The sequence below is a fragment of the Shimia sp. R11_0 genome (assembly GCF_017744035.1).
Taxonomy (GTDB): domain Bacteria; phylum Pseudomonadota; class Alphaproteobacteria; order Rhodobacterales; family Rhodobacteraceae; genus Shimia; species Shimia marina.
Window position 1 is genome coordinate 120,202 of sequence record NZ_JAGHQY010000003.1, and the last position, 11,511, is coordinate 131,712.

The 11,511-nt window shown below is 58.3% G+C and carries 13 protein-coding genes; 7 read left to right on the forward strand and 6 right to left on the reverse strand.

Annotated features, from left to right (window positions below; all coding sequences use genetic code 11):
• Positions 1-5 precede the first annotated feature (5 nt).
• From thrC to J7382_RS07570, 4 genes are read left to right on the forward strand one after another with little or no spacing between them, the layout of a single operon-like run.
• A complete protein-coding gene (gene thrC, locus J7382_RS07555) occupies positions 6-1,394 on the forward strand; it encodes a threonine synthase (protein WP_209068469.1) in 1,389 nt (462 codons plus the stop codon).
• Positions 1,391-2,653, forward strand: coding sequence for a pitrilysin family protein (locus J7382_RS07560; protein ID WP_209068470.1), 1,263 nt, complete (start codon positions 1,391-1,393; stop codon positions 2,651-2,653). The genes thrC and J7382_RS07560 overlap by 4 nt, the downstream gene beginning before the upstream one ends.
• The gene (locus J7382_RS07565) at positions 2,653-3,243 is read left to right on the forward strand and encodes a GNAT family protein (RefSeq protein WP_209068471.1); all 591 of its coding nucleotides are present in this window, start codon (positions 2,653-2,655) and stop codon (positions 3,241-3,243) included. Before J7382_RS07560 ends, J7382_RS07565 begins: the two co-directional genes overlap by 1 nt.
• 40 nt (positions 3,244-3,283) lie before the next feature.
• The gene (locus tag J7382_RS07570) at positions 3,284-4,687 is read left to right on the forward strand and encodes an FAD-binding oxidoreductase (protein ID WP_209068758.1); all 1,404 of its coding nucleotides are present in this window, start codon (positions 3,284-3,286) and stop codon (positions 4,685-4,687) included.
• A 74-nt stretch (positions 4,688-4,761) separates the two neighbouring features.
• Here the strand turns inward: J7382_RS07570 and J7382_RS07575 are convergent, their stop codons facing one another.
• Together J7382_RS07575 and J7382_RS20100 are read right to left on the reverse strand one after the other, a co-directional pair.
• Positions 4,762-5,316, reverse strand: a complete 555-nt coding sequence (locus J7382_RS07575; protein ID WP_209068472.1) for an adenine phosphoribosyltransferase — start codon at positions 5,314-5,316, stop codon at positions 4,762-4,764.
• Between the two features lie 76 nt (positions 5,317-5,392).
• On the reverse strand, positions 5,393-5,518 hold the full coding sequence (locus J7382_RS20100) for a hypothetical protein (protein ID WP_280638097.1): 126 nt from the start codon (positions 5,516-5,518) through the stop codon (positions 5,393-5,395).
• Positions 5,519-5,624: 106 nt separating this feature from the next.
• On the opposite strand from J7382_RS20100, the gene J7382_RS07580 reads away from it, so the two are divergent.
• Positions 5,625-5,840 (forward strand): hypothetical protein, encoded by a 216-nt coding sequence (locus J7382_RS07580; protein ID WP_209068473.1) that lies wholly within the window; start codon positions 5,625-5,627, stop codon positions 5,838-5,840.
• 48 nt (positions 5,841-5,888) lie between these two features.
• On the opposite strand, the gene J7382_RS07585 is transcribed toward J7382_RS07580, so the two are convergent.
• Positions 5,889-6,518, reverse strand: coding sequence for a LysE family translocator (locus tag J7382_RS07585; RefSeq protein WP_209068474.1), 630 nt, complete (start codon positions 6,516-6,518; stop codon positions 5,889-5,891).
• A 313-nt stretch (positions 6,519-6,831) separates the two neighbouring features.
• On the opposite strand from J7382_RS07585, the gene J7382_RS07590 reads away from it, so the two are divergent.
• On the forward strand, positions 6,832-7,485 hold the full coding sequence (locus J7382_RS07590; protein WP_209068475.1) for a hypothetical protein: 654 nt from the start codon (positions 6,832-6,834) through the stop codon (positions 7,483-7,485).
• Positions 7,486-7,539: 54 nt separating this feature from the next.
• Here the strand turns inward: J7382_RS07590 and J7382_RS07595 are convergent, their stop codons facing one another.
• Positions 7,540-8,412 carry an S-methyl-5'-thioadenosine phosphorylase gene (locus J7382_RS07595; protein ID WP_209068759.1) on the reverse strand — a complete coding sequence of 291 codons (873 nt, stop codon included), beginning with the start codon at positions 8,410-8,412 and terminating at the stop codon, positions 7,540-7,542.
• Positions 8,413-8,558: 146 nt separating this feature from the next.
• Positions 8,559-9,116, reverse strand: coding sequence for an invasion associated locus B family protein (locus J7382_RS07600; RefSeq protein ID WP_209068476.1), 558 nt, complete (start codon positions 9,114-9,116; stop codon positions 8,559-8,561).
• Between the two features lie 287 nt (positions 9,117-9,403).
• Here J7382_RS07600 and J7382_RS07605 point away from each other — a divergent pair, with 287 nt between their 5' ends.
• Positions 9,404-11,050 (forward strand): SulP family inorganic anion transporter, encoded by a 1,647-nt coding sequence (locus J7382_RS07605; protein WP_209068477.1) that lies wholly within the window; start codon positions 9,404-9,406, stop codon positions 11,048-11,050.
• A gap of 51 nt (positions 11,051-11,101) precedes the next feature.
• Here the strand turns inward: J7382_RS07605 and J7382_RS07610 are convergent, their stop codons facing one another.
• On the reverse strand, positions 11,102-11,482 hold the full coding sequence (locus J7382_RS07610) for a DUF805 domain-containing protein (protein WP_209068478.1): 381 nt from the start codon (positions 11,480-11,482) through the stop codon (positions 11,102-11,104).
• Positions 11,483-11,511: the final 29 nt, after the last annotated feature.

The following is an 11,511-nucleotide window of genomic DNA, read 5'->3' on the forward strand; positions in this document are numbered from 1 at the left end:
GAGACGTGAAATACATTTCGACCCGTGGAAATGCCCCGGAGCTGAGCTTTGAAGAGGCCATGTTGACCGGCCTTGCACGTGATGGCGGCCTCTATGTGCCTGAGACCATTCCGACGCTGAGCCGCGAAGAGATAGCCGCACTGGCTGGTAAATCCTATGAAGAGGCGGCTTTTACGGTGATGCGGCCCTTTGTGGGGGATGCTTTCAGCGATGAGGAATTCAAGGGCATCATCGCGCGGGCCTATGCCAATTTCCGCCATGAGGCGCGCGCCCCATTGGTGCAGCTCGCGCCAAACCATTTCCTGCTGGAACTGTTCCATGGTCCGACGCTGGCGTTCAAAGATTTTGCGATGCAGCTGATTGGTCAGCTGTTCCAGTTTTCACTGGCGCGGCGCAATGAGCGTGTGACCATCGTTGGCGCAACCTCTGGCGATACGGGATCTGCGGCGATTGAAGCCTTCCGCGGCTTGGACAATGTGGATGTGTTTATCCTGTTCCCGCATGGGCGCGTGTCGCCCATTCAGCGCAAGCAGATGACCACGCCGGATGACAGCAATGTGCATGCGCTGGCGCTGGATGGCGATTTTGACGACTGTCAGGCACGCCTGAAGGACATGTTCAACGATTTTGAGTTCCGCGACGGCGTGAAGCTGGCCGGGGTGAACTCGATCAACTGGGCACGCGTGCTGGCACAGGTGGTATACTACTTCACCTCCGCTGTGAGCCTTGGCGCGCCAGATCGTAAGGTGAGCTTCACCGTACCAACCGGCAATTTTGGCGACATCTTTGCTGGCTATATCGCTAAGAAGATGGGCCTACCGATTGAACAGCTGGTGATTGCCACCAATCAGAATGACATTCTGCACCGTACCATGGAGAGCGGCGCCTACACCAAAGAGGGTGTGACCCCCTCGATCAGCCCGTCGATGGATATTCAGGTGAGCTCCAACTTTGAGCGGGCGCTGTTTGATGCCTATGGCCGCGATGGCGGGGCGGTGGCGCAGCTGATGGAAGAGCTGAAGGACGGGGCCTTTGCGATCAGTCAGGGCGCGATGGAGACGCTGCGTGATCATTTTGCAAGCGGCCGTGCCTCTGAGGAAGAAACCACGGCGACAATTGCCGGTGCGTTTACCTCTTGCGGAGAAGTGCTTTGCCCACACTCTGCGGTTGGCGTAAAGGTCGCAAATGCCTATCTGGGCGATGTGCCAATGGTGACACTGGCCACCGCGCATCCGGCGAAGTTCCCGGACGCTGTGGAAACCGCCATGGGCGCACGCCCGGCACTGCCGCCACATATGGCGGATATGATGGACAAAGATGAACGCGTCACCCGTGTGCCCAATGATCTTGGGGCGCTGGAAACGCTGATCAAGGAACGGATTGCACAACGTTGACAGTTCAACTTCACACCCTCTCTAATGGGTTTCGCATCGCAACAGAACATATGCCCGGGCTGGAAAGCGCCTCAATTGGCATCTGGGTGAGCGCGGGCGGGCGTCATGAACGCGCCCCGCAAAACGGCATTGCCCATTTTCTGGAGCATATGGCCTTCAAAGGCACCAAACGGCGCAACGCGCTTGAGATTGCGGAAGCGATTGAGGATGTCGGGGGCTATATCAACGCTTATACCAGCCGTGAGGTGACTGCCTATTACGCGCGCGTGCTCAAAGATGATGTTGCCTTGGCAATGGATGTTGTGGGCGATATTGTGCTGAACCCGATCTTTGATCCCAATGAGATCGAAGTGGAGCGGGGCGTGATCCTTCAGGAGATTGGTCAGGCGCTCGACACACCGGATGACGTGGTGTTTGACTGGCTTCAGGAGCGTGCCTACCCGGATCAGCCGATGGGCCGCACGATTCTTGGTGAGGGCGATCACGTACGCAGCTTCGGGCGTGAGGATCTTGCAGGCTTTGTGACGGAGCACTATCGCCCGGAACGGATGATCCTTGCTGCGGCAGGGGGCGTGGACCACGAGGAAATCGTGCGTCTGGCCGAAGAGATGTTTGGCCATCTGGAACGTGGCCCGTCTATCACTCTGGTGCCAGCACAGTTTTCCGGGGGCGAATACCGCACCGAAAAAGCGCTGGAGCAGGCGCATTTTGCAATTGGGTTTGAAAGCCCGGATTATTGCAGCCCCGATATCTACACGGCACAGATTTATTCCACCGCTCTGGGCGGTGGCATGTCGAGTCGCCTGTTTCAGGAAGTGCGCGAAAAGCGCGGGCTGTGCTATTCGATCTTTGCACAGACAGGTGCCTATGCGGATACGGGCATGACCACGATCTATGCGGGCACCTCTGGGGCGCAGATCGCGGAGCTGGCGGAGATCACCATTGATGAGCTCAAACGCGCGGCGGAAGAAATGAACGCAATTGAGATCGCGCGGGCGCGCACGCAGATGAAGGCGGGGCTGCTCATGGGGCTGGAAAGCCCGTCAAGCCGGGCGGAACGGCTGGCGCGGATGCTGGCGATCTGGGGACATATCCCCAGCCTGCCAGAAACCGTCACGCGAATTGATGCGGTGTCAGATGAAGATGTGCGCCGCTTTGCCGAGCAGATGGCCAGCAAGGCCCGCAGCGCCATGGCGCTTTATGGGCCTGTGTCCGGCGCGCCTGCTCTTGAGGCGCTGGAAGAGAGGCGCGCGGCCTGATGCTTCTGACGCGCCGCAAGGTACGGATTGAAACCGACCGGCTGACGCTGCGGCCGCCCATTCACGCGGATTTTCGCGCCTGGGCGGAACTGCGCAGTGCCAGTGCAGGGTTTCTGGTACCTTGGGAGCCCATTTGGGCGGCCACACATCTGAGCCGCAAGAGCTTCACCAACCGTGTCTACTGGGCGCAGAGGTCCATCGCCAATGACAGCGCGGTGCCGCTGTTCATGGTGCGGCGTGAGGATGAGGCCTTGGTTGGTGCCATCACGCTGGACAACATCCGCCGTGGGCCTGCACAGGCCGGGACGCTGGGCTATTGGGTTGGGCAGAAATTTGCGCGCAAAGGCTATATGAGTGAAGCCATTGAGGCGGTGGTGCATCATGCCTTCACGCGGCTGGATCTGAGCCGGATTGAGGCGGCCTGCCTGCCGGAAAACACCCCCAGCCGGGGTGTTTTGGAAAAGTCCGGCTTCAAATACGAAGGCGTGGCGCAGAGCTATTTGCAGATCAATGGCCGCTGGCGCACCCATGTGCTTTACGCGGCTTTGCGCCATGACCGGCGCGGGCGCACTCTGGCCGGGCAGGTCTGACCCCTAGACGTAGCTTTGCATGCGGTCTAATCCTGCGGGTATGACTTTGACTGATGCCACTCCCGCCTTTGTTGATGCGCTTGCTGCACAATTGCCCGACGACACGCTGCGCGCGCCAGAAGCCCGCTATCTGGAAGAGCCGCGCGGGCGCTACTTTGGGCATGCGGGTGTTGTGGCCCTGCCGCGGAATGTGGAAGAGGTCTCCACAATCGTGGCGGCGTGCCATGCAGCACATGTGCCCGTCGTGCCCTATGGCGGCGGCACAGGGCTTGTGGGCGGTCAGGTGAAGACCGAGGGGGCCGCACCGGTCCTGCTGTCGTTGGAACGGATGAATGCGATCCGTGGGGTGTATCCTCTGGAAAATGTGCTGGTGGCGGAAGCCGGTGCCATTCTGGCGCAGGTGCAGGAGGCCGCAGAAGCGGCGGATCGGCTGTTCCCCTTGTCATTGGGTTCTGAAGGCTCCGCACGGATTGGGGGTAATCTGGCGACCAATGCGGGCGGTGTGAATGTGCTGCGCTATGGCAATGCGCGGGACCTCTGCCTAGGGCTTGAGGCGGTGTTGCCTACTGGGGAAATTTGGCACGGTCTGACGCGGCTGCGCAAAGACAACACAGGCTATGATCTGCGCAATCTGCTTGTGGGGGCGGAGGGCACGCTTGGGGTGATCACCGCAGCGGCGCTTAAGCTCTATGCCCGCCCACGTGCACAGGGCACAGCGATCATGGCGGTGCGAGATGTGGAGGCGGCTTTGTCGCTGCTGGCGCTAGCCCGAGATTTGATTGGCGAAACGGTGAGTGCTTTTGAACTCCTGAGCCAACAGGGGCTTGGGTTTCTTCGGGAAACCCTACCGCAGGTGCGCCTGCCTTTTGAAGAGGATCCGGAGTGGTCCGTGCTGGTGGATGTGGGCCTGCAAAGCGGTGCGGAGGCCGCGCTTGAAGGGCTGTTTGAAGCCGCGCTGGAGGCCGGTCTGGTCACGGATGGGGTGATTGCGCAGAGTGCGGCGCAGCGCGCGGATTTCTGGACCCTGCGGGAGAGCATCCCCATCGCCAACAAACATATCGGGTCCGTGGCCAGCCACGACATTTCGCTGCCGCTGGGAGCTTTGCCGACTTTTATCGCCGAAGCTGGTGAAAAAATCCGGGCACAGGGGCCGTTTCGCATCAATTGCTTTGGGCATGTGGGCGATGGCAATCTGCACTTCAATGTTTTTCCGCCGCAGGGCGGGAACCGGCATGACTATGACGACATCCGCGCAGAGGTGAGCCGCAGCGTGCATGATCTGGTGAAAGCCTATGGCGGATCGTTCAGCGCAGAGCATGGGGTGGGGCGGCTTAAGGTGGCAGACTTGCAGACCTATGGCGACCCAAGCCGCCTTGCGGCGATGCGCGCAATCAAGGCTGCGCTGGATCCACATGGGATCATGAATCCGGGTGCGGTGCTTTGATGACCGCACGCCGGTTTTTTGCGCATTTGGGCTAGGGGTCGACCTTTGAGGCTGCCCGGAGGGGCACCTTGTGCTCAGAGACCGTCGAATTCACAGAGCACGGAGACATCCATGCCCATGTCTTCGAGTTTCTTGCGACCGCCCAGTTCAGGCAGGTCGATGATGAAGGCGCAGCTGATGATTTCGCCGCCCATACGCTCAATCAGCTTGATGCCTGCTTCTGCGGTGCCACCGGTGGCCAAGAGGTCATCTACCACCAACACCTGTTCACCGGGCTGAATGGCATCATCGTGGATTTCCACAATCGCTTCGCCATATTCCAGTTTGTAGTCCTGAGAAATGGTGGTGCCGGGCAGTTTGCCCTTTTTGCGGATCGGCACAAAGCCGACGCTGAGCTGGTGGGCAATGGCACCGCCAAGGATGAACCCGCGCGCTTCCAGCCCGACAACCTTGTCGATGCGAATGCCTGCATAAGGGTGCAGCATCTGGTCAATGGCCATGCGGAAGCCACGTGGGTCTGCAAACAGCGTGGTGACATCGCGGAACATGATCCCTTCATGTGGGAAGTCCACAATAGTGCGGATGTAGTCTTTGACATTGGCGCTTTTGCGCTGTGTGCTTTTCAGCATCAGAAGTCCCCATGAAGCTGTGAATACCGTCATGGGTTTTGACCGATGCGCCCCCTCAGTGCAAGGCGCGAGTTGCTTAACGGCTCAGGCTGGCACGATAGCGTTTGAGCCGATACATGGTGTTGCTCAACCAGCGGGCATGGGGCTTATGCCAATCAAGGCGGTCGTTGACGAGAATGGTCTTGGCGGTGTGAATGTTCATTTTTATTTCCTTTCTGCAAATGCCTCTGATATTTTTGCCTAGACTGTGTATATAAAGTGTATATACGAGCGAAAAAATCAAGACCTGATGTGCAGTGGGGATTTGCATGGGACAGTTGGATCGCGCCGAAGACGCCAAGAAAGCCGCTGCAAAGGCGGAGGAGAAGTCCAGGAAGAAAGCGAAAAAGGACAGTCAACTGGTGCTGCGTCTGGACAAGGACGAGCGGGATGCTTTTGTTGATCTGTGCAAGGAGCTTGATACCAGCGCTGCACGTGAAATTCGCGGATTTATCCGTAAGTTCATGAAAAAAAACGGTTCCTGACAAGCCTCAGAACCTGACAGAGTGCTGTGATTGGGGCCGCGCCGCCGGTTAGGCAGCGCGTTTGAGGGTCGCCGTCAATACGCCCATACCCATAAGAGTAACGCCGCCGCCCCGTGTGAGCCCACGCATCACTTTTGGGCTTGAGATGCGGCTGCGCATTTTGTCCGCCAAAAGCGCATAGGCCAGCGCATTCAAGGCGGCCAAAGTGACAAAGGTGCTGATCAAAATGGCAAATTGCGGTAGCATTGCTGCCTGCGGTGACAGAAACTGCGGTACGAAGGCGATGAAAAATCCGATGCTTTTCGGATTGAGCGCGGTGACAGCCGCCGCATGTCCAAAGACGCCCCGGCCCGGCAGGTCTGACGTGCGGCTGATATCGGCGAGGCTGGCGTTGCCCGCGCTGCGCAGCATTTTATAGCCCAGCCACATCAGATAGGCGGCCCCAAGCCATTTGAGCACCATAAATGCCGTGGCCGATGCCAGCACAATTGCGCCCAGCCCCATCAAGGACGCGCTCATTGAGATGAGGTCTCCAAATGCCACGCCTGCTGCGGTGGCCACGGCCACTTTACGCCCCTGCGTGAGCGCATAACTTAGCACCAAAAGGATGGTGGGGCCGGGGATCAGCAGCAGGGCTGTGGAGGCGGCAACAAAGGTCAGCCAGAGATCAAAGGACATAGAAGGGCCTGTACAAAGTGAACAGCCCCATCAATCGCTCTATCGCGTTCAAGGTCAATAGGGTTGCGTCTATGCGTTTCGCGTCATGGCCGTGCCAGCCACTTTGGGGTCAGGTTCCCCAGAGGCGACAAAATACGACGGCTATATTACGATGGTCCTTATTTTGTTGATTTTTGGAGATGAGTGATGAGGGTTGTTATTCTCGTGTTAGGCATTTCGCTGGCCGTCGCGGCGAGCTCGGTTTGGGCTCAAAGCTGCCCGGCTGGCATGTACAAATGCGGCGGCACGCTGTGCTGTCCGAAGTGAGGGCAGCATGCGTAAAATTTATCTTTGGTGCGGCGTGGGGGCGATTGGCGCTTATGCGATTGCTAGCCACTTATTCTTTGATGCAGATGAGCATGATCTGTTGCAGATCAAGCAGATGAATGCGGCGAGCGCGTTTCATCAACCTGATCCAGGGGATGTCTATGCCTTTCACAATGAGCATAGATCCTGGAGCGCGACCCCAGTGTGCGCTTTGCACGAGGCGCAGGCGGAAACTTCCTCTGATTTGGACACGCTCAAGGGGTTGAACCATTGGGGGGCCGCGATCAATGCCGCTTTGGGTTCAATGAACAGCGCCACCAATGCATCGCTGTTTTCTGTTTTTCAGGTGCGCAATGCCGAGCGGAAGTGGACGTTTGAAAAATTTTTCCGGTCGAGTGATTTGGAGACGCCAATTGACTTTAAATGTCTGGCGGACGCGAACCAGAAATCGACTGATCCCACATGGACGGTCTTTGTGGTCGATAGTGTTTATGAACCAACAGACCAAAATATGCAGCCCTTGGTGATGTTTAAGAAAGTTCCGGTCCAACCGATCGATTGCGCGCCAAACTGTCCTGGCAATATGAGCCTTGCGGAAATCGTGCGCTCAAGCCGTGTGGCCAAAATCAAACACGAGTGGGAAATGGTTATGATCCATTAAAGCGCTCCGCCTCTTTGGTGGAGTGACGGCGCGCTGTTTATTGTGTTGACAGGCTTACAGCACACGTCCGGCCACGGCGTCCAGCTTGGCGACCATGGCCGGATCGCGTTTGTCCGGGGCGGTGAGAATGGCAAACTCAAGGGCTTTGTCACAGCCATGCGCGCACTCTGCGCGCGTGGCGCCCAAAAGGGCGGGCAGGCGGCCTACGAGATCGCGGGCTTTGCTGGCGTTGCCTGTGAGGGTGGCGATGATTTCGGTCACATCCACTTCGCCATGTTCGGGGTGCCAGCTGTCATAATCAGTGACCATGGCCACGGAGGCATAGCAGAGCTCGGCTTCGCGGGCCAATTTGGCCTCGGGCATATTGGTCATGCCGATCACATCTGCGCCCCAGCTTTCGCGGTACATTTTGCTTTCGGCCAAGGTGGAGAACTGCGGGCCCTCCATGGCCAGATAGGTGCCGCCTTTGTGCACCTTGATGCCAGCTTCTGTGGCGGCGGTGAAACAGGCGTCTGACAGGCGCGGACAGGTGGGGTGTGCCACGCTGACATGGGCCACGAGGCCGGGCCCAAAGAAAGATTTTTCACGGGCAAACGTGCGATCAATAAACTGATCTACAATGACAAAATCGCCCGGCGCCATTTCCTCGCGAAAGCTGCCCGTGGCGGAGACAGAGATCACATCGGTCACGCCAAGGCGTTTGAGGGCGTCGATGTTGGCCCGGTAGGGCACGGAGCTTGGCGTATGCACATGGCCACGCCCATGGCGCGGCAGAAAGGCCATTTTTACACCGTTGAGCGTGCCTGTGAGGATTTGGTCGGAGGGTGTTCCAAAGGGGCTTTCCACGCTCTGCCAGCGGGCGTCTTCAAGGCCGTCGATATCATAGATGCCGGAGCCGCCGATCACAGCAATCATCGTTTCTTTCAAGGCCTCAGTCATGGTTGTCTCCCAGTCGCATATGTTGGGTGAAGTCTTGGGGGGCTGCGTATGGAAATGCAAGGGAAAGGCGTGATGCGCAGAAGAGCGGAAGGCATATCGGGTGCGATCTGTCGCGAATTGTGCAGCGCTGCCTGTTACGGTTGGCCCAGACCACGTTGCGCAAGCTGTGTGCTGTAGTCGGCATAGGCCTCTTCAAACCCGTTGAGGGACCAACTGAGGTCTTGCGAGGTGCCGTGGCTGTCACGGAAAGTGAAGCGAAAGGTGCCCCCGGCCAGCATTTGCGCCAAAAGCCCCTCTGCGGCGGCATCTTCAAAGGTGCAGGAGGCCCCGGTGAGGCAGCCGAGCCGATTTGTGCGCCAGACAGAGACGCCGTCTCGCTCAATGCGGAAATTACCAGGAGCTGTGAACGTACCAAACTCCATGCCAAATTGCATGTCTGTGCCACCGTCTGCGCCGGGTGTCAGGAAGAAGAACTGCGCTGCAAAATTGGGTTGTGGTGAAAAGACATCCACGCGCCGGATGTAGCAGCGTTGTGCCAGCTCCGCACCTTCCTCTCGCTCATCGCAGATGGTGTTCCAGATGTCGTGGATTTCGTGATGTGTCACGCGCCAGTTGGAGGGGCGATCATTGCCCTCCTGATCCTGAGCGGCAAGGGGGGTGGCAAGCACCATCAGTGCGATCAGCCAGCGCATGGGCTTTGTCCTTTGATGTGAGCAACTTTGGGTATGTGGCAACCTGAGCGGGTGGTTGTCCATTCACGTTCACGCAGCTTTTCGTGAAGGCGCGCCCGAGCTGCGGGGATTTGCCAAGCGCCTCTTGGACGCGCAGAGCGGCCGCGGTTGCTCGGTGATCCGGCGGTTGCGGGTGTGTCTGGCGGGCCGGCCGGTGGGCACAAACGACAGAACCCTTGTGTGAAAGGGCGGTTGCGGGTAGGGACCAAGCAAAGCGAACTCATCCCCAAGACACGAAGGTAGCCCCAATGCGACGCGCGGCGCTGGCCATGCTGGCCAAGAATATTTCTCCCCCGAACCTGTCCATCATGCAGGACGAGGGGTTCACCCCTAGCCGGATCAAGACCGAGGTGCTTTCGGGCCTGACCGTGGCTCTGGCCCTGGTGCCGGAGGCTGTGGCCTTTGCCTTTGTCGCGGGGGTTCACCCGCTGGTGGGGCTTTATGCGGCCTTTCTGGTGGGGTTGATCACGGCGCTGATTGGCGGTCGCCCGGGGATGATTTCCGGCGCCACCGGGGCTTTGGCCGTGGTGATGGTGGCCTTGGTGGCGGAACATGGCGTGGAGTATCTCTTCGCCACGGTGATTTTGATGGGCATCCTGCAGATCATTGCCGGGGCGCTGCATTGGGGGAAATTCATTCGCCTTGTGCCACATCCTGTGATGCTGGGCTTTGTGAATGGTCTGGCAATTGTGATTTTCCTTGCGCAGCTGACGCAGTTCAAAGATCCAGCCAATCCTGACGCATGGCTTGCCGGTCCGCAGCTCATCATGATGCTGGGCCTTGTGGCGCTGACCATGGGGATCATCTGGGGGCTGCCGAAACTGACCAAAGCCATTCCTGCGCCTTTGGCCGGAATTGGGATCACCGCGATCATTGTGATCGCGCTGGGCATCAATGTGCCGACTGTTGGTGATATGGCCTCAATCAAGGGGGGGCTGCCAAGCTTCCACATGCCGTTTGGCGAGGGTGAGGGGCTGTATCCGCCTGCGTTGCTTGCACCGTTCAACCTTGAGACGCTTTACATTATCCTGCCTTACGCGGTGATTTTGGCAGCGATTGGTCTGATCGAAAGCCTGCTGACCCTGAACCTTGTGGGCGAGATGACCGGCAAGCGCGGTGGCGCAAGTCAGGAATGTATCGCACAGGGGACAGCCAATGTTGTCACCGGCTTCTTTGGCGGTATGGGCGGCTGTGCGATGATTGGTCAGTCGATGATCAACGTGAAATCCGGTGGCCGCACACGGATCGCCGGTATTGCGGCGGCGCTGTTCTTGCTGGCCTTCATTGTGGTGGCAAGCCCGCTGATCGAACGCATTCCGCTGGCGGCGTTGGTGGGCGTGATGTTCATGGTGGTGATTGGCACCTTCGCCTGGAACAGCTTTCAGATCATGCGCAAGGTGCCCCGTATGGATGCCTTTGTGATCGTGCTGGTGACGGTTGTGACCGTGCTGGAAGATCTCGCCGTGGCCGTTGTTGTGGGGGTCATTGTTTCTGCGCTGGCCTACAGCTGGCAGAACGCGCGCCGCATTCACGCCAACACCCGTGAAAGCGCGTCTGATCCGGGCGCGAAGGTGTATGAAATCGAAGGGCCGCTGTTCTTTGGTTCTGCGGAAGGCTTCAGCGAGCTGTTTGAAGTGGACAGCGATCCTGATCATGTGATCGTGGATTTTGCCCGCTCCCGTGTGGTGGATCAATCTGCACTGCAGGCGATTGAAGCTGTGGCTGGCAAATACGAAGCGGCTGGTAAGCAGGTTGTGCTGCGCCACCTGAGCCGGGATTGTCATGAATTGCTGAGCAAAGCGGGCCACCTGATGGTGGATAGCGATGACGACCCTGAATATGAAATCGCCGTGGATTATTCGGTGCGCACGGGCGTGCTGAGTGGCGGTCACTGAGACGGCTTAAAAGATGCAAGCGGGGCTGGCCTAAGGGCCAGCCCTTTTTTGTTATGCAGCTTGAGGCGTGTTGCCTGCTGCATTGCTCAGCGGATCGGGGCCATAGCGATTGTCACCCTGCGTGCCCGGCACAAACAGAATGGCAATGGCAAACAGAAGGCCGATGCCCGGAATGATGGTGATAAGGATCGCCCATCCGGTCCAGCCAAAATCGCGACAACGCTGGCTGCCTACAGCCCATGTGGCCACGACCAATGGCACGAACAGAAGCAGCAAAATGAGGCCCAGACCAGCGGTAGCAGTGGCGACACCGGCGGTGATACCGCTCAAAACGATGGTCACAACCACCATAAGCAATGAAAAAAGAATGTAGCTTTTACGGTTGCGACGACCGGAAAAGGAAAAGATATCTTGAAGGACAGGTTTGGACATATTTGCTCCTGATAGTTGAGTGCGGCGCG

Coding starts and splice junctions, on each gene's coding strand:
- J7382_RS07565 (WP_209068471.1), top strand. CDS start 2,653: ATGCTTCTGACGCGCCGCAAGGTACGGATTGAAACCGACCGGCTGACG.
- J7382_RS07570 (WP_209068758.1), top strand. CDS start 3,284: ATGACTTTGACTGATGCCACTCCCGCCTTTGTTGATGCGCTTGCTGCA.
- J7382_RS07575 (WP_209068472.1), bottom strand. CDS start 5,316: ATGCTGAAAAGCACACAGCGCAAAAGCGCCAATGTCAAAGACTACATC.
- J7382_RS20100 (WP_280638097.1), bottom strand. CDS start 5,518: ATGAACATTCACACCGCCAAGACCATTCTCGTCAACGACCGCCTTGAT.
- J7382_RS07580 (WP_209068473.1), top strand. CDS start 5,625: ATGGGACAGTTGGATCGCGCCGAAGACGCCAAGAAAGCCGCTGCAAAG.
- J7382_RS07585 (WP_209068474.1), bottom strand. CDS start 6,518: ATGTCCTTTGATCTCTGGCTGACCTTTGTTGCCGCCTCCACAGCCCTG.
- J7382_RS07590 (WP_209068475.1), top strand. CDS start 6,832: ATGCGTAAAATTTATCTTTGGTGCGGCGTGGGGGCGATTGGCGCTTAT.
- J7382_RS07600 (WP_209068476.1), bottom strand. CDS start 9,116: ATGCGCTGGCTGATCGCACTGATGGTGCTTGCCACCCCCCTTGCCGCT.
- J7382_RS07605 (WP_209068477.1), top strand. CDS start 9,404: ATGCGACGCGCGGCGCTGGCCATGCTGGCCAAGAATATTTCTCCCCCG.
- J7382_RS07610 (WP_209068478.1), bottom strand. CDS start 11,482: ATGTCCAAACCTGTCCTTCAAGATATCTTTTCCTTTTCCGGTCGTCGC.